Origin of the sequence: Nostoc sp. CCY0012 (genome assembly GCF_963920855.1) — a bacterium.
Lineage (GTDB): Bacteria > Cyanobacteriota > Cyanobacteriia > Cyanobacteriales > Nostocaceae > Cyanocohniella.
Genome location: NZ_CAWUDM010000113.1, coordinates 1 through 17,647, shown reverse-complemented (window position 1 = coordinate 17,647; position 17,647 = coordinate 1). Strand labels below are relative to the sequence as shown.

15 protein-coding genes are annotated in these 17,647 nt (G+C 38.2%); 1 reads left to right on the top strand and 14 read right to left on the bottom strand.

Translation table 11 applies throughout. From position 1 onward, the window contains the following. Positions 1–47 precede the first annotated feature (47 nt). From ACM0OS_RS23915 to ACM0OS_RS23860, 12 genes are all read right to left on the bottom strand, one after another. The gene (locus ACM0OS_RS23915) at positions 48–695 is read right to left on the bottom strand and encodes a hypothetical protein (protein ID WP_414545672.1); all 648 of its coding nucleotides are present in this window, start codon (positions 693–695) and stop codon (positions 48–50) included. Positions 696–866: 171 nt separating this feature from the next. Beyond that, positions 867–2,171: a P-loop NTPase fold protein gene (locus ACM0OS_RS23910; RefSeq protein ID WP_414545671.1), complete on the bottom strand. Its 1,305-nt coding sequence runs from the start codon at positions 2,169–2,171 to the stop codon at positions 867–869. Between the two features lie 86 nt (positions 2,172–2,257). Continuing rightward, positions 2,258–3,613 carry a replicative DNA helicase gene (gene dnaB / locus ACM0OS_RS23905; RefSeq protein WP_414545670.1) on the bottom strand — a complete coding sequence of 452 codons (1,356 nt, stop codon included), beginning with the start codon at positions 3,611–3,613 and terminating at the stop codon, positions 2,258–2,260. A 281-nt stretch (positions 3,614–3,894) separates the two neighbouring features. Beyond that, positions 3,895–4,353, bottom strand: coding sequence for a 50S ribosomal protein L9 (gene rplI, locus ACM0OS_RS23900; protein ID WP_414545669.1), 459 nt, complete (start codon positions 4,351–4,353; stop codon positions 3,895–3,897). Between the two features lie 193 nt (positions 4,354–4,546). After that, positions 4,547–5,488 carry an Npun_R2821/Npun_R2822 family protein gene (locus ACM0OS_RS23895; RefSeq protein WP_414545668.1) on the bottom strand — a complete coding sequence of 314 codons (942 nt, stop codon included), beginning with the start codon at positions 5,486–5,488 and terminating at the stop codon, positions 4,547–4,549. 1 nt (position 5,489) lies between these two features. Next, positions 5,490–6,494 (bottom strand): Npun_R2821/Npun_R2822 family protein, encoded by a 1,005-nt coding sequence (locus ACM0OS_RS23890; protein ID WP_414545667.1) that lies wholly within the window; start codon positions 6,492–6,494, stop codon positions 5,490–5,492. A gap of 42 nt (positions 6,495–6,536) precedes the next feature. Then, positions 6,537–7,496, bottom strand: a complete 960-nt coding sequence (locus ACM0OS_RS23885; protein ID WP_414545666.1) for a glycosyltransferase family 10 domain-containing protein — start codon at positions 7,494–7,496, stop codon at positions 6,537–6,539. A 24-nt stretch (positions 7,497–7,520) separates the two neighbouring features. Next, complete coding sequence (locus ACM0OS_RS23880) at positions 7,521–8,732, bottom strand: glycosyltransferase family 4 protein (protein ID WP_414545665.1); 1,212 nt, start codon at positions 8,730–8,732, stop codon at positions 7,521–7,523. 20 nt (positions 8,733–8,752) lie between these two features. Beyond that, on the bottom strand, positions 8,753–9,625 hold the full coding sequence (locus ACM0OS_RS23875; RefSeq protein WP_414545664.1) for a hypothetical protein: 873 nt from the start codon (positions 9,623–9,625) through the stop codon (positions 8,753–8,755). Positions 9,626–9,722: 97 nt separating this feature from the next. Beyond that, a complete protein-coding gene (locus ACM0OS_RS23870) occupies positions 9,723–10,853 on the bottom strand; it encodes a glycosyltransferase (RefSeq protein WP_414545663.1) in 1,131 nt (376 codons plus the stop codon). Between the two features lie 139 nt (positions 10,854–10,992). Further along, complete coding sequence (locus ACM0OS_RS23865) at positions 10,993–13,236, bottom strand: ATP-binding cassette domain-containing protein (protein ID WP_414545662.1); 2,244 nt, start codon at positions 13,234–13,236, stop codon at positions 10,993–10,995. Positions 13,237–13,324: 88 nt separating this feature from the next. After that, positions 13,325–14,530, bottom strand: coding sequence for a glycosyltransferase family 4 protein (locus ACM0OS_RS23860; RefSeq protein WP_414545661.1), 1,206 nt, complete (start codon positions 14,528–14,530; stop codon positions 13,325–13,327). 464 nt (positions 14,531–14,994) lie between these two features. Between ACM0OS_RS23860 and gloB the strand changes: the two genes are divergently transcribed. Further along, on the top strand, positions 14,995–15,768 hold the full coding sequence (gene gloB, locus ACM0OS_RS23855) for a hydroxyacylglutathione hydrolase (protein WP_414545673.1): 774 nt from the start codon (positions 14,995–14,997) through the stop codon (positions 15,766–15,768). 43 nt (positions 15,769–15,811) lie between these two features. On the opposite strand, the gene ACM0OS_RS23850 is transcribed toward gloB, so the two are convergent. Both ACM0OS_RS23850 and ACM0OS_RS23845 read right to left on the bottom strand, forming a co-directional pair. Continuing rightward, positions 15,812–16,966 (bottom strand): iron-containing alcohol dehydrogenase, encoded by a 1,155-nt coding sequence (locus ACM0OS_RS23850; RefSeq protein WP_414545660.1) that lies wholly within the window; start codon positions 16,964–16,966, stop codon positions 15,812–15,814. A 156-nt stretch (positions 16,967–17,122) separates the two neighbouring features. Continuing rightward, on the bottom strand, positions 17,123–17,647 hold a 525-nt coding region (locus tag ACM0OS_RS23845), incomplete at its 5' end, for a tetratricopeptide repeat protein (protein WP_414545659.1).

The following is a 17,647-nucleotide window of genomic DNA, read 5'->3' as shown; positions in this document are numbered from 1 at the left end:
GTGTTACTGTTTTTTCAACTTGAGACTCCAAAAAGTTTTCTGCACCACTAAGCATAAAGATAGTCATGAAAACCCAAGACAAATTCTAAACTAGCAGTCATGGCGGAATTTACAACTTCACCACGTGCTTGTAATTCCTGATGAGCAGTTGTTAATTCCCGACAAACTTGCACCGAGGGAACCACATCACCAGTAAATATTTCATCAGTTTTTTGCTGCAATAAATTAAATAAATCAGGTGTAGAAGTTGCAAACTCAATAGTACTCGCCCAATTTTCTAAATCTGCGGCTCGGCGAATAAATTTTTGCAGAGTTAAATCATTCACCCACAACAAAATCGGGAAAGGAAATTGTTTTTTAAATTCCTCCCGCACTTGGTTAGCCGCAGTCAAAACTGTATCAATATTTTTAACTGTTTCTAAGCCAAAAACTATTAAAGCTGGTGGCTGTTCATTTCCCAGTTGTTCTTTAATAGCGGTGTAAAGGGTTTTGACAGATGCGGGTAAAGTAATTTCGCGGATATTTACAGGAGATAATTGATGTAGCCGTTCAACCATCCGCTGACGCAAAGTTGCATAATTGCAACGCAATAAAATCAGCGAAAATTCACCTCCAGCCAGGGTAATAGCTCTGACTAGAGTTTGCAATGATTCCTCATTATCAAGCTCTAAATTTTCCGGCTCATGCTGACTCATATAATTCGTAATTCGTAATTCGTAATTAAAATCTTAAGTTGTAAAAAAATGTAGGTTGGGTTGACGTAAGGAAACCCAACACCAATATCTATGTTAAGTTTTTGAGATCAATGTTGGGTTGCGCTGCGCTTAACCCAACCTACACCAACAGAGGAATCTGGGGATAAAAAATCACCCAAGTTCTTTAGCAGCAGCTAAAATCGGATTGATATCAAACCAAGAGCCATCCTCATCTCGATATTCAAATACAAACATACTGCGGAGCAAAAGTTCGTATTTTTCATCACCTCTAAAGCTTTTGCATTTAGTTACCTCACTGAGTAATTCCCACTCATCATCAGTAATAGCCAAACTTAGCTCATTACACCGTTGTTTAATTACTCTTTCTACACACTGACGCGACAATGGAGGGTCTTCTTGTTGCAGACAGCGATATAATAACATCAACAAGTTACGCAAATGACCACCGCTAACTTTGCAAAGTCGCTCTAAACTATCAGCTTCTTGAAACACTTCTGTAATTAAATCTTGGCTTTGCTCCCAACTGACACCAGGAAAGGCTCTCGCCATCACCATCTGTTGCAGCAATGTAATTCCTGGGAGAAAGTCAGCGCCATCGGGTGACTTCACCGGAACCATTGGTAAAACTTTGGGATCTACTCCAAACCGATTTGTCAATCTACCTAAAGCGTTAGAAAAAATTAACACTAGGGGAATTGTGTAGACTACATGACAATTTAGCTGATTTAACTGTTCGCCACGTTCCACAAACAGATATTCTGGCTGGTAATAAGCACCCCCTGGCTTTAAAGAATTATCTATGCGGTCAAGGTTATCAACTATGACTACCAGCCCTTCTTTACCTTGCTGCTTGAGTTTTTCAATGGCAGGTTTGAGCAATTCTTGGTTAATCGATTCTAAAATACCGTTAGTGCGTGGTTCTAAATATTGTCGCAGATGCGATCGCAGTTTCGGACTATCTTTAGTTTTGGCTGTAATTTTGGCAATACCCACAGATAACTCTGCTTCTACCCCAATATCTAGCGGTGTTTGTAAAAAATCGACGATTTCCTTAAATAAAGTTTGAAAATATCCCGGTTTAAGGTTAATTGTAATTGCTTCTAGACTTTGGCTGACTTCACGGGCAACAGCTAATAAAATATCTGTAATATCCACATCTGCCATATCTAGACTTTGGCTAGATTCAAAATAAACCACATGAAATCCCTGGCGTTCTAACTCGGCTTTGAGTCGCAGCAACTCAGTAGATTTACCACAACCTATATGTCCAGTAAATAATTGGCAGGTAGGTTCATCAGGTGAAAGACGGGTAATAGTCCGCCCTAGTTCTTCTATAATTTTGGCACCACGTACCTGAGAAAAATCAATATAATACAGTCGGTCTTCAGCTTTGCTTGCTACCAGTGTTTTACTAGGGTTGCAAGCCTGAAAAAACTTCTTTAAATTCAGTTTCATGACAATTTAGCTGAAAACAGCTTAATATTACTGCTGTTTTCAGTGATTATACAGGGAATTGATGGGGATTGGCGACTGGGGAGTTATTAAAAATTGCCTTGTCTAGCTAGGTTTTTAAATTTTGTAAACTGCGGATCGAATAACAGTTTTACTGTGCCTGTGGGGCCGTTACGATGTTTGGCTACGATGACTTCTGCTACGCCGCGATCGGGAGTATCGCTGTTATAGTAGTCATCGCGGTATAACATGATGACCAAATCTGCGTCTTGCTCAATACTTCCACTTTCGCGTAAATCAGACAACATGGGGCGCTTGTTGGTGCGTGCTTCTACTCCCCGGCTTAACTGAGATAAAGCAATCACAGGTACAGATAATTCACGGGCTAAACCTTTAAGAGAACGGGTAATTTTAGATAATTCCTGCACACGATTATCACCGCCACCTTCCATTAATTGCAGGTAATCTATCACGACTAATCCCAGTTCCATACCTTGTTCTGCTTGCAGTCGCCTGGCTTGACTCCGCATTTGGGTAACGGTAATATTTGGGGTGTCGTCAATAAATATGGGCATTTCCGAAAGCATCCCAATGGCCCGGCTTAAGGGTTCCCACTGGGTTTGACTGATGCGTCCACTACGGAGATAACCTGATTCAATTCCGGCTTCGCTAGCTAATAGCCTCTGGACTAGCTGTTCTTTGGACATTTCTAAGCTAAACACTGCAACTGGTAATTTATACCCGGCGGCGATGTTGTGGGCTAAGTTGAGACAAAATGCTGTTTTTCCCATTGATGGCCTGCCAGCGATGATAATTAAATCAGAACGCTGGAAGCCACTGGTCATGGAATCTAAATCATAAAAGCCACAGGGAATCCCCGGAAGGGCAATGCCTTGATGTCGAGTTTCAATTTCTTGGAAGGTATTAATTAGAGTATCTGAAATGTGAACTAAGCCTGATTGGGGACGTTCTTGAGTGACACCGAAAACCTTCTGTTCGGCTTGGTCGAGAACTATGGGTAAATCTTTTTCTGTTTCGTAACCAAGATGGACAATTTCATTACCAGCTTTAATTAATTGCCGTCGCAGGTATTTTTCCATGACCAACCCTGCTAAGGCATCGATGTTAACAGCCGACACTGTGCGGTCTACGAGAGTAGCTAATTTATTTCTGCCACCAATACGGGCTAATATATCGTTATCGGTTAGCCAACTGGTAACTGCAAGCAAGTCTGTCGGTTTACCTTGAGCGTGCAGGCGCAGTGCTGCTTGATATATCTCTTTATGAGCGCTAATGTAAAATGCTTCTGCCACCAGGCGATCGCTCACTCGACCAACGGCTTCTGGATCTAGTAAAATACCACCCAAAATCGCTTCTTCTGCTTCAATATTTTGGGGTGGTAGGCGATCGCTACCATCACCTTGAAAACTCAGTACTTCAGCCATAAGCGATGTCAATGGGGAGATTTGGGATTTGCTGTTGGGTTCACTATTCCCTTATAGTCCAAAATCTAGGGGAAAATGCTGTAGCCAATTTTTTGTTCATAAACTATCTTCTTCCCTACTCCCCACTCCCCACTCCCCACTCCCTACATTGTAGGTTTTGAGCCTGCATAGGCAGGCTTAAGTTCATCAGGAATAGGGATACCCCTGCAAATAGTTCAAAAGCCCAAAATAAAATATTTTTGACTTTTGATTTTTAACTTTTGACTTCCAAGGCAGCGGCCTTAGCTGGCTACAACTTCAATATCAACTTGTGCTGTGACATCAGAATGCAGCTTAACTTCAGCTTTGTAAGTACCAAGGTGGTTAATATCGGGAATGGTAATCCCCCGCCGATCAATTTCTTGGCTGGTAGCTGCTTGAATTGCTTCTGCAACGTCTTGAGTAGTGACTGTACCAAAAATCGCTTCGTTTTCACCCAGGGGCTTGGCAATTTGCAAGCTGCCAATTTTTTCTAAAGCTGCTTTTTGTTCTAAAGCTTGTTGACGCAGTTCTAATTGCCGTTGACGTTCTTGTTCCCGACGGCGTTCTACTTGCTTGAGAATACCGGGAGTGGCATGGGTTGCCAATTTTTGAGGAATGAGATAATTACGAGCATAGCCGGGAGCTACATCTACTAAGTCGCCGGATTTTCCCAGCTTGCTAATATCTTGATTTAAAACTAACTGCACGCGTTTCGCCATTGTTTTGGTTTTTCCTGTAAAATCTGATTAACTTGGGCTTCAGCAGCATACCTCACATGAGTGTGGCTGTACCCCAAGCAGCTTGGCTGATACTCTAAAGCTTACAGATCCTAGCGAATCGTCGGGTGCGATCGCAACTATTTGGTGATGAAAAAATCCAGGTGCGATCGCTAATGGCTGCAAATCAAGGTAATTAGTCGCTGAAAACACCTTTTTGAATTTTTCGGACTTGCGTTTTCACTTTATCTAAACTTGCTTGCAACTGAGTTTTTTGCACAGGTGCTGGTATATTTGCCGCAGGTAACGCTGGATTCAAATTACGATAATGTTCCCAAATATCCCAGTAAGGACAACCAGGTTGAATGCGAATACCCGCCCAGTGCAGATATTGTAGAGCCTGGTTAACTGTCGGGTCGAATAAAATATGGTCTTTTGCCTGAAAATGGGGAGTTCCTGCCCAATTTCCCGGAGCTTTACCTGTTCTCCTCACTACATTAAAGCGGCGCGGAATCCGCTTGAGCAACATATAATTGATGATTGGTTGGTCAGAAGTCTTTTCGGAAAAGTCAAAGTATTCTGGATGGTTAGCACATTCGGTAAAGGTTTCGTATAAATCATTTTCCGAGACTAGGTTTTTCTTGGAACCCCAAAAACCACCATTAAAAATCTCTTTGACTTCAGCTTCAGTAAATATTTTATCTTCTAACACTTGGGAACTAAAAACATTTTTGATTCCGCCTAAATGTTGATAGTCACAACAAATAAAATCTGATTCAGCTAGATAATTTAGATTATCAATAATCTTTTCAAAGACAACTATATCTGTATCAATATACAAAAATTCATCAAACGGGCCAAACCAACAAGCCTGCTTGCGAAATTGATTAGGACGGGCGAAAAATTGCCCGCCAAAGGTTTTATGTAGATTCTGGGAAAGTCGGTCAATAAAATCTAAATCTTCGTAAACTTTCACTCCATAATATTTATTGAGAGTGTCGGCAATTTTGTGATAATTTTCATCATAAGGAATCATCACAATTGGTGTATCTGCATCATGCAACCTAATACTATTAAGTAAGGCGATGGCATGATCTGTCACTTTGTCATTAGCAATAATATAAATTCCGCGACTCATTTTATTTACCTCTACCTGCTAATCCTAATTTTTTCAGTACTTTTGTTGTCAAACTGGGAGGGGCGTTATAAACCTTGGGTTTAGTGGTGAATTTTGGTCGCTTATCTGGTTCATGCAAATAGCGATAATGTAAGAAAATATCACGATAAGGAAAATCAATATTTTCTCCTGCACACACTTTATTAAACAGCTTAGAAGATAAGCCAATATAATGTATGTATGTCAGTTTATTGCCTTGATCGTAGAGAATGTTGTTTTGGGCTGCAAAATGCTCAGAAGTTACACAACAGCCGGTTTTTTGAGATTCAGGAAGTTCCAGAGCCAAGTTATAGCTATAAATACCCGAACGCATTACCATATAGTTGAGAATAGTTTGGTCAGGCGCCATATCATAGAGAATTTGGGCTTCTCCTTGGCGGAGTTTTTCTAGTAATGATTCTCGCAGCTTGACATCAAACACACCTTTTTTGGAACCATAAAAACCAGAACAAAATATTTTTGTTTCCAGTTCTTGGGGTGTAAATATTTCTGCTAATTTCGCAGATGATTTATCATAAACGTGAGATAAATCAGTATATTGAAAGTCATATACTACCCAATCATAATCATTTAATTTATTAAAAATTTCCGTTAATGGACTCATTAATAAAGTATCAGCATCCATATAAACGAAACGGTCGAAAGGCCCATCAAAAGCGCCATAACGTCTATGAGTACCAACTCGATAATATTTGTCCTTACCTAACTTTAACCACTTTTCTTGGGCGATGGGATGTGCATCCCAAATCTGGCAAACAAACTCATCCCATCGCTGAATCGACTCTCGATCATCGTACAGTTGCACTTGGGGGCGATGAGCAATTTCCGCAGTAATTTTTGCAGTGTTGTCGTCATAAGGATAGATGCAAACTGGCATTTCTTGCCCATAAATTGCTTCTATGCTGTTGAGTAAAGCAACAACTTGTTCATAAACAATGTCGTTAGCGAGAGTACAAATACCATCCATATACAGTTCAAAATTTTAAAATAAACATTGTAACCATCGAATCTAAGAGACTTTAGTGACAAATTCAGAAAGCCAATTCAGCAGGTTTAACTTATGTAATATAATTTGTCTAGCTTCTGCGATCGCATCTTTAGCAGCATACCAAGCATCAGGAGTAGCAGTCACTTCCTGAATATAGGCAATACCTTTTTCATCTAAACTGGGTAACCGCAAAAAACTCCCCGGTGGTAGTAATTTATCGGCTGCTGGCCCACCATAGTAAATAGGTAAACACCAAGCTAACAAAGCATCCCATAATTTTTCGCTGACATACCAATTATTATCCGCATAATTTTCAATAGACAAATTGTAATAATAAGGTGCCATTCCATACCATTTGTTACCCAATTCTCCCGATTTTCTAGCCCAGTTTGGTAAATCACGCCCATACAAATCAAATTTAATGTCACTAGATTGTAAGGACTGTAAAAAATCTAATCTCTGGCGATGGTTAGCGGTGCGATTAATTCCTGAAGTAATCCAACTACAGGTTGCAACTTTTTCAGGTGGTGGCATTTCATTTAATTCCCGAAACGAGTTATTATGATACCAAATCGCGGGCATATAGTCAGGAACAGGAGCAAAATCATCAGGGCCGGAAACATAACCAGAATACTTTTGTGCGTCTTGGTAATTGCGTTTATTTCTATCTACAACCTCAGTTAATGGTGGTTCTCGCAACAAATAAATTATTCTTTCCTTGCTTACTCCTCGAAGTAAAGAGTCAATGTTTAATTGGGGTTTTTGTTGCCGTTTACGAAGATTATCTAACCAGGACTTCTGACTGGGAGGTTTGGGAAAGTCGAACTGATACATCAGTAAAAAATCTGGTTTTGATGCCAGCGCTTGCATTTGAATATTGTCCCAAATGCCAAATTGATGGGGGGTTTGTTGCCACAGCCAATCACCCCTTTTTTCCAGAGCGCCATAGCTACTAATCATGCCAACAGTTTTTATATTCATCTGATTTATATTGTATGATTCATCTTAAGAGATAATTTGCGGATGTAGTGATTCATCAACATAACTCAAAATTTTGGCTGCACGATTTTCCCAAGAAAACTGCTGTACATATTCGATGATATCTGCATAACCTTCTACTTTTCTGGGGCGAGTTACTAAAATTTGTTGTAAACATTCGGCAAATTTAGTTGGGTTATCTGGCTCACACCAAGCGGCGATAGCTGGAGTATTTTTAAATTCCTTTAATGAAGGAATTTCTGTGGCTACAATGGGATTTCCTGATGCTAAGTAATCAAATAATTTCAAGGGAGATGTAAAAGTTGCCGCCTTCCCAGAACAATGAGGGTGAGCTAAAATATCGGCGGCTTGCAGTAAAGATGCTAACTGTTCATGTAAGACATAGCCTAGAAATATAATATTATCTACCTGCTTTTCTTTAGCTAATTGCTGATAATGTGCTACTTCTGTTGACTTACCACCGGCACAAGCAAATTGTACATTTGGCATTTGCGCTGCAACATCAATCAGGACATCAATACCTTTAAATTTTTGTAATGCTCCTGCATATACTACTAATTGTGAGCGGCCATTAATTAACAGTTTTTCGCGCCATGCTGCTACTTTTTCTGGCTGTCTAATCATAAAAGAGCGATTGAACCCATTATGTAAAGTAATAACTTTTTCTGATGGCATACCGTTCTTAATCATACTTTCACGAATAGTATCGACAACGGTGATAGCAAGTTTAAAAAATGGGCTTTTGACAATTTCCGGCTCAAATTGTTTATCTTCGTGATGGTGATGTTCATAAATTGCCGGAATCCCATTTTTAATTGCTGTTTTGATTAAATTCCAATTACGGCTATGAACTAGCTTTGTCTGAGGAAATATATGCACTGGAAAATAATATTTTGCGGCAATAGTATTAGAGTTAGTAAATTTACTTTTAAGATGATCAATTGGCCAAGGCATCGGTAAGGGAGCCACTTTTAATTTATCTTGCAAGTTATAATATTTAATAATTTCTTCTGGTGCTTTTCTGGGTCGAAAAGGAAGAGTTAAATTAACTGGGTTAATAGCTTCCAATTTTTTATTAAGGTATACCAAAACTGTAGAATAACCTAAATTTGCTGCCCCGTTAGCTGCATTGGTTGATTGCACTAAGTGAGCTTCGGCTTTTGGTAACTCTCCTTGAATAAAAAATATATAGTGTTTCTTTAAAGTAGCATTTTTCATATAATTATTTATTTTTAAATTCATGTATCAGCTAAGGTATCTAATATCTGAGAGTAATACCAATGATTACGTTCACGATTTTCACTCAGGCTTTCAGGATAAGATTTACAGTCTTTGAGATAATGTTGCCAATTGTCAATTTTACAAGAGAATTTATTTTTATAATGGATTTCTAGCAATGTTCTATTAAAAATTGACAGCTTGAATTTATTCTGAAACCACTTTTGAATAGGGAAGATACCGGTAGGATGTTTGAGCGTACTAAATTTGCTACTAAAAGGAAAAGATAACACTCTTCTACCAAGTAATGTACCCCAGTATGCCCCATGATAAGAACTAGTTAATATAGTTTCACCTGAACCGAGAAAATCTAAAATTTCTTCGATATCTTGGTTATTGTTAGTCAAATGGGGAAAATCACCAATTTTAATCTGAAATTTTTTATGTGAAAAAACTACAAATTCATGTTTAATTTCGCGCTTTTTATCAAATCCTGGGTGCATACAACTAGAACAAGGAACCCAATTATATTTATGATTAAAATCACGAATACCCACTAAATCAAAATTTTTCAGATATTGAGAATAGTCAAAATTCTCCAATTTCTGAATTTTGCCCGAAGTACCATAAGCTTGCTGACCAATTCCCCAAGCGATTAACTTGGTATGTGCTTTTGATTCAATAAGTTTTGCAAACGAATCTAAGAATGGAGAGTATAAAAGTCCTCCTCCACCCACAATAATATGTTTATCTCTGATTTCATCAACGTTAATTGTCCGAATATCAGCTTGTTCAACAGTATATCCAGGAAAGGAAAAATATTTCGTAGGTGCAGAAAATAAATCTCCGATATTAGTGGGATCAATTACATGGTAATTAATAATTGATTTCATTTTCTTCTATTTTTTCAACCTAATATAGTATTGTTTTGTCATAAAATATTTAAGAGTTTCGACTAAAATGTGTTAGTTGAGCAATCAAGCACATACATCAACAAGCGGGTATTTCCACTTGGGCATCAAAGTAAGTACTGACAACATCATTCATTTCTGACATAAATCTCTGGGTGGAAAATAAATATTTTTGAGTATTCAAGGATTGAATTAGTTGATTTTGAATAGCCGCATCTTTTAAGACATTAATAATTTTTTCAACAGCTTCTGCTTCGGTATCAAAAAATAACTCTTCATTATCGTGACCAACAATTTCAACCTGTCCACCTTCATTTCTTACAAAAGGAATAGCACCAGCTTTGACCATTTCCGCAATAGAGATACCAAAAGGTTCTTTTTTGTAGTGAATGCCATACTTGCATTTCGCTAAAACTTTAATATATTCTTGATAGGGAAGATTATCATATAAGGTAATCCAAGAAGAGTTTTCGGCTACTAGCTTTTTGATTAAATTAGTATATTGCCATTCATAAATTCCCCCACCGCCACCTGTGATATATAGTTTAATATCAAATCCTTGCTCACGAACCAATTGGAGAATTTTGATAACTTTGTGGGGCTGTTTGGGTTGGACAATTCTACCACTACAGATAAAGGCATTTTCTTTCTCAACCCAAGGTATATTTGGCGGATCTATGACAACAGGAGGATAGACTACCTTGGCATTAACACCATAATGTCTTTTTACTGCCTCTGCGACACAATCAGAATTGGCTATGGAGATATTCTGGGTTAGCTGTTCTTGGGAAAAATTTGAGACTTTTCTATGAAAATCTTTACCTTCGAGAACTTTTACCCAATGTATATATTGGATTCCTACTTTACCCATATCCATTGCATTATATCCAGACATTACTAGGTCATATTTCTGGCTATTTTCCTTAAAAATCCGAATTAAAAAATGAAAAAATAACATTCTGGCATCTTTGTTTTTTACCATCATGAAATAACAAAATACCGCCAGGAACTTTGGCAATATCTTTTTAATTTTTAGATCCTCATTTGATATACTGGTTCCATACATAGAATTGAGTTTCTCAATTTCAATATCTCCCAGAGTAAATAAAGTTAGATCGTATTTATCCTTTAATGCTTGAATTATCCATAATCCTACTGCCTCTGCACCGCCACCCATAAAATATGGGTAATAAATAGCTATCTTTTTCATAATTAAATATTTTATTTAGTTGTGTGATATTTTATATTAGCGATTACCATCTATAATCGTCAATAAAATTCTTAGTTTATAAAAACAATTTTATATTTTATCCGATGACTAATTTAATTAGTTCTAATTAAATATGGTTTTACACTTGAATTTTTTCCAGACTTTCTACTTTATCTAGAAGATAAATAGATAGATTATAGCAATTAGCAATTAATTCATCTTCTTCTTGGGCATTATCTGTTAAATTATCGGCTAACAAAACTAAGGTAGCAACCATATTATTGAGTTTTCTTTGAAGTTCATCAAACATTTGGATAAAACTTTCATCATGCTCCTGAATACTATAATTTTTGCCTATCAAGAAAGATGGTTGTAAGTTATTTTGGGATTGAAAAGTTTCCTGAAAAACCTCAACGTTTGTGATAATCCTTAATGTTGACTTGTAAGATTCATTCAGTAATTCTTGACGTTCTTGGGCATCATCTACCATCCCATCAGCCAATAATCTTAGGCAACCGATGATGGAGTTCAATCGTGTGCGAATTTCGTAAGAAATCCGAATGAAAGATTGATGAGATTTAGTGGAAGGTTCTACCTGTTCGCCAAATTGCATTGTGTAGAGACGTGAGTAGTAACCACCTTTTTGTAAAAGTTCTTCATGGGTTCCTAGTTCTACTACACTTCCTTGATCAAATACGGCAATTTGATGAGCTTTTTGGACGGTAGAAAGGCGGTGGGCAATTACTAAGGTTGTGCGATCGCGGCTTAAATCATCGATAGCTGATTGCACTAAACGCTCAGAAACAGTATCTAAGGCGGAGGTAGCTTCATCTAAAATCAGAATTTCGGGATCTTGGAGTAAAGCCCGTGCTATGGCTAACCGTTGGCGCTGTCCTCCAGATAACATGACCCCGCGATCGCCTATCATGGTGTCAAAACCCTGGGGCAATTTGCTAATAAATTCATAGGCATTTGCCCGCTTGCTGGCGGTAATAATTTCTTCTTCGCTAGCACCGGGTTTGCCATAGGCGATGTTATGTTTTACCGACTCATTGAACAAAAAGGTATCTTGACTAACGATACCCATCGCTTTACGCAGAGTTTTAATATTAAATTCGCGGATATCAACCCCATCGATAGCAATGTAGCCAGATACGGGGTCATAAAATCTGGGCAAAAGATCAGCTAGGGTGGATTTACCGGCACCTGAACTGCCTACCAAAGCTAGAGTAGTACCTCGTGGTAAGTATAAATCTACATCCTTCAGCACCAACTTATCATGATTAGGATATGCAAAAGATAGATTATTAAAATGTACTCCTTCTTGTAATTTTGTGTAAGATAAATTACCGTTGCCCATGAATGGCTTATTATGCCGCTGTAAAAACTCAGCCACCATATCCACACTAGCTGAGTTATTCGCAAAGCTACTGCGAAGAGTATTTAACTGCGATACAAAAGGTAGCAACCGCAAAAGTACTAATAAATATGTCAACAGAACGGCTGAAAGCGAAGCAACTTGATCGGAAAATAATATTCGTCCTATAAAGACAATCAAAATTAAAGATATGAGTCCAGCAACTTCACTAATTGGTGCAATGATATTGGAATTAACCTGAGACTTAAATTCTGCTGTTTCGCGCTCATCAATTAATTCCTTAATTTTTTGATATGTTAAGTCTTCATTAGCAGTTGCTTTAACTAGGCGAATACCAGTCAAAGTTTCTATCAGAGTATTGGTGAGCGTTTTAGACATTTCGGTCAGCACTTTACCAAAATATTTAGAACGACTAATGGCAAACTGATTTACTAAAGTGACAAAAACTAGTAAAACCGTGGAAATAATCGTTAATTGCCAAGATATTGATAATAAAATAAATATAAAAACTAAAATTGTAATTACAAGAATAATTAATTTAATTATATTATTTATAGAAGTAGCTGCACGGGGAATCTCTCCATTTAGGCGATTCATTAAATCGCCAAGTTTCATCTTGGTATAATAATTAAGATCAATATCTAATAATAAATTGATCCCGGCTTTACGCATATCTGAGGTGAGTGTCCGAGATACAGAACTAGATGCCAAACTACTGGCGTAGCTAAAGGCATTTTTTAAAAAAATTATAAATATAATTGCTCCCGCCATCATTACCAAACGATAACTTTCAGGAAAATTATCAAATGGCGACATAATAGCTCTAATAATGGGCGGCGCATTAGTTAAATCTATTTCTTGCCCTACGATTTTTAAAACTATTGGCACAATCATTGCTGTACTGATGCCATTAAATAAAGCGCCAGAAAAGCCCAATACTATTGTTAAGAAGATTCTACCTGGATAAGGTTTAGTGAATTTTACTAGTTGATTAAGAGTAGACATAATTTATAATTAACCTTGGCAAATTGGCGCGTACTCAAGATTTAGTTTTTGATTTTCAAATGAAAATTCCCTAATTTGGCTAACATTTTTATTTTTTCAGTTGTGAAAAAACTTGAGAAAGTGTCGATGCCATAGTATCAACACTATAATATTTAACACATCTGTCTCTAGCCATTTGGCCTTTTGCTTGTGCTTCATCTAAATTCTGGAATATCCATTTAATCTTTTCAGCTATTTGTTCTGGACAACTAGAATCAACTAAATAACCTGTTTCGCCGAGGATTTCGGGAATATCTCCTACCCTGGTTGCCAAAATAGGTTTCGCCATGGCCATACCATCAGTTAATTTCAAAGGAAATTGAGCTAAAGCGGCTGGAGTATTGCGCTGTGGAACCACAACCACATCTGCTGCTGCCACAATTTGAGGCATTTCTATGGATGGATATTTTGGTAACTTGATAATCCAATGTCCCCATTTTTCCATAAGTTGAGCATCATAATCGTCATAAGGACTGCCTCCGACAATTACCAACCTTAAATCCGGCTCGTTTAGCAGGTCTAAAGCCATTAATACATCTTCAACTCCTTTGTAGGGTCTAGGCGCACCGGGAAACATTAAAATGCGATATTCCGAAAGCCCATAACGCTCTCTACTTTCTTCAGCATTATACAAATCTGGATTAAACAAATAAGTATCTTTGCCATTGGGCAAATATACACCGCCAAAGCGCTCTTTTAAAAATTGGGTATGAATTGTAATAGCATCAGCATTTTGTGTCATGCCTTCAACCCATTTTAAATAAAGTGGATGATCTGGATATCTCAAAGCACCATTTGTTTTAAAAATATCTCTAAAAATTTGCTTAGGAGAGGGGCGATACTGCCATTTTTCGCCACCATGCCAACTCATTTCCCAGTCATCTATATCTAAAATAATTGGGCGATGATTTTTTAGCTTTTTTAACATAGATAAACCGAAGGTTGTTGGCTTCGGTCGCATAGCATAAATAATATCACCATTAAGTTTTTTTAGAACTTGAGAGGCTGAATGGACAAATTGCGGATAGTTATAGCCAATTACATGACTGACCGGAATTTCTGATTGAGGAATTACGGCTGGCTCATCACCAAAAACAAATCCGACAATTTCTACTTGATAATCAAGTTTTTGGAGAGCTTGAGCTAGCAAAAACGAACGAACACCTCCGCCTCCCCATCTACCGGCTCCAGCACTTGATAGATCGCTGACAATTATTGAGACTTTTAATTGAGTTCTTTTTTGCTGTAAACTCACAATTTTTTTACTTTGGTTGATATTGACTATAAAATTTAATTCAGGATAAAGTTGCTAATAAATTAATTAATCAAATTACTTACGGTTTTTAAACGAATAATTATCATTTACGCCAGTAAATATTTAAGCGAAATCGGTTGCTGATAAAAAAATATTAAAAGTAATTACTTTGATTTTTAAACAAAAATTTCCACAATAAATGTAACTTTTAATTTACACCTTTACATAGAGAAATTTTACTGATAAATCAAAACGGCTTTTGACGAGTTTTTGGATGATTTCAGTGTAAGTACGGTTGTATACTATCATTTTTCATGAAATATGACAGCTATAATAAATAAAATATAGATAGTTTGGTACAAATAGATAGTTTGGTACAACTTGTGCAAGTTGCTCAGTGACTTACTGGACTACAGGATAACTGAAAAATACCAAATATGTACATGAGCAGGGAAGCAGAAGGAATGCAGGTAATCCGTATTGCAGCATTATCAGACAACTACATATTTTTACTACATGATGAGCAACAAAATATTGCTGCTGTTGTTGACCCCGCAGTAGCGGAACCAGTATTGAGAAAACTTGCACAACTGAAAGCAGAGTTAGTGGCAATTTTCAATACTCACCACCATAACGACCATGTGGGTGGAAACAAGGAGTTAATACAACATTTCCCCAATTTGACAGTGTACGGTGGAGCGGAAGATCGAGGGAGGATTCCCGGACAACAGGTATTTTTGCAACAAGGCGATCGCGTGGAGTTTGGCGATCGCGTCGCTGAAGTGTTCTTTGTTCCTGGACATACCCGCGCTCATATTGCTTACTACTTTCCCCCTATAACGTCTAGTGAACCAGGCGAGTTATTTTGTGGCGATACGCTGTTTGCTGGCGGTTGTGGTCGCTTATTTGAAGGAACACCGACGCAAATGGTGGCATCCTTGGGTAAATTACGCTCTCTGCCAGATAATACCCGTGTATGGTGCGCCCATGAATACACTTTGAAAAATTTGCAATTTGCCATCACAGTGGATAGTGATAATGCTGAATTACAAAAACGCTACCAGGAAGTAAAGGACTACCGTAATCGTCAAGAAGCTACTGTTCCCTCGTTACTGGGAGTAGAAAAACACACCAATCCCTTTTTGCGTTGGGAACAACCATCATTACAATTAGCTGCTAAAAGTACCGATCCCGTGCAAACATTTGCCCGCATCCGGGGAATGAAAGATAGATTTTAGAAACAAAGCCTGCATATGCAGGCTCAAAAATATGATGACGAATTTAGGCACAAAGAGTGAGAATCTTCTCAACCACCTCAGAGTTGACATCTTGATGTTCACCCAAAGCGACAAAACCGCGCTTTTCAAACCGCTCAATAATTACAGGAATGGTATCTAATCCGACACCGTAGTCAGATAAACGAGTGCGGACACCCACAGACTCGAAGAAGTTACGAGTTTTAGCGATCGCCTCATTCACTCGCGCTTCTTCTGTACCATCAGTAATATTCCAAACTCGTTCAGCGTATTGTAAAAGCTTTTGCCACTTGCGATCGCGCCTAATGGTGAGAGTACTAGGTAGGACAATAGCCAAAGTTTGAGCATGATCTAAACCATGCAACGCCGTCAACTCATGACCAATCATGTGAGTAGCCCAATCTTGAGGAACTCCGGCACCAATTAACCCATTGAGTGCCATCGTCGCACACCACATGACATTAGCTCTGGCATCATAATCTTGAGGATTGGCGAAGGTTTTGGGCCCCTCCTCAATCAGTGTTTGTAAAATTGACTCAGCCATGCGGTCTTGCAATGGTGCATTCACTGGATAAGTCAAATATTGTTCCATCACATGGGTGTAAGCATCGACAATACCATTGCTGATTTGTCGAGGCGGTAAAGAAAAAGTTGTTTCTGGGTCGAGAACAGAAAACCGGGGAAACACCAAAGGACTGGCGAAAAATAGTTTTTCTTGAGTTTCCCATTTAGTTACAACCGAGTTGGTGTTCATTTCTGAACCGGTGGCTGGGAGAGTCAACACAGCACCAAAAGGTACAGCATCCGTTACAGGTGATTGTTTGGCCAAAATATCCCAAGGATCGCCCACAAAGGGAGCCGCAGCCGCAATAAATTTAGTTCCATCCAGTACCGAACCTCCACCCACAGACAGAAGAAAATTAATACCTTCTTGTCGTACTATCTCCACTGCTTTTAACAAAGTTTCCAAATGGGGATTCGGTTCAATTCCGCCAAACTCAGTTACCTGAAATCCCGTTAACGCAGACTTAACTTGCTCATAAACACCGTTAGTTTTGATGCTACCTCCACCATACGTAAGCAAAATTTTGGCATCAGCAGGAATTTCCGCAGCAATGTTAGCAATTTGACCTTTGCCAAACAGGATTTTCACTGGGTTGTAAAAAACAAAGTTGTCCATGAGTAAATTCAGATAGATACTGATTAATTGTAATCAGGATGAAATTACTCTGTGGCATTTAGGTACTTTCTCAGACAAAAATATTCCATTCGAGTGAGTAGAGTCTCACTAATTATGGGAACTACATCAGTTTTCAAATACTGGATGAATTGATGTTTAAGTGGTTGTTAATGCTGATTGCAATAACTGTCGCATAGATTGAGCCTGAACATTATCAGGAAAGATAGTTAAAAAGTCTTTAAGGTCTTGAATAGCAGCACGTACGCTCTCTGAAGAAGCACCTTGAGAAAGAGCATAGCGATATAAATCTTCCGCATTGGAAGTATACTGAGCAGTCAAGCAATAAAGAGCTAAGTTAAAAGTGTTACACCAGTTTTGAGAATTTTCTTCGTATTTATTGTTAGCAAGTTGGATGGCAATTTCTATGTCGGTTCTTGCATTTTCTAGTAGGTTAAGAGCTAAGTAGACTAAAGTACGATTGTATAAATACCAATCACTATTACTATCGGAATCTAACTCAATAGCACGATTGAAATTTGCAAGAGCAATATTGTATTGCTTAAGCATAAGGTAAGTCTCGCCTCGACGTGCGATCGCCCATTGATAATTGGGGTCAAGTTCAATGACACGGTCAAAGTCTGGCAGTGCTTCTGTGTACCGCTCCATTAAAAGATAAGTTTC

Bases quoted from the DNA above. Each gene is read 5' to 3' on its own strand.
- ACM0OS_RS23915 (WP_414545672.1), bottom strand. From the start codon at position 695: ATGAGTCAGCATGAGCCGGAAAATTTAGAGCTTGATAATGAGGAATCA.
- ACM0OS_RS23910 (WP_414545671.1), bottom strand. From the start codon at position 2,171: ATGAAACTGAATTTAAAGAAGTTTTTTCAGGCTTGCAACCCTAGTAAA.
- dnaB (WP_414545670.1), bottom strand. From the start codon at position 3,613: ATGGCTGAAGTACTGAGTTTTCAAGGTGATGGTAGCGATCGCCTACCA.
- rplI (WP_414545669.1), bottom strand. From the start codon at position 4,353: ATGGCGAAACGCGTGCAGTTAGTTTTAAATCAAGATATTAGCAAGCTG.
- ACM0OS_RS23895 (WP_414545668.1), bottom strand. From the start codon at position 5,488: ATGAGTCGCGGAATTTATATTATTGCTAATGACAAAGTGACAGATCAT.
- ACM0OS_RS23890 (WP_414545667.1), bottom strand. From the start codon at position 6,494: ATGGATGGTATTTGTACTCTCGCTAACGACATTGTTTATGAACAAGTT.
- ACM0OS_RS23885 (WP_414545666.1), bottom strand. From the start codon at position 7,496: ATGAATATAAAAACTGTTGGCATGATTAGTAGCTATGGCGCTCTGGAA.
- ACM0OS_RS23880 (WP_414545665.1), bottom strand. From the start codon at position 8,732: ATGAAAAATGCTACTTTAAAGAAACACTATATATTTTTTATTCAAGGA.
- ACM0OS_RS23875 (WP_414545664.1), bottom strand. From the start codon at position 9,625: ATGAAATCAATTATTAATTACCATGTAATTGATCCCACTAATATCGGA.
- ACM0OS_RS23870 (WP_414545663.1), bottom strand. From the start codon at position 10,853: ATGAAAAAGATAGCTATTTATTACCCATATTTTATGGGTGGCGGTGCA.
- ACM0OS_RS23865 (WP_414545662.1), bottom strand. From the start codon at position 13,236: ATGTCTACTCTTAATCAACTAGTAAAATTCACTAAACCTTATCCAGGT.
- gloB (WP_414545673.1), top strand. From the start codon at position 14,995: ATGCAGGTAATCCGTATTGCAGCATTATCAGACAACTACATATTTTTA.
- ACM0OS_RS23850 (WP_414545660.1), bottom strand. From the start codon at position 16,966: ATGGACAACTTTGTTTTTTACAACCCAGTGAAAATCCTGTTTGGCAAA.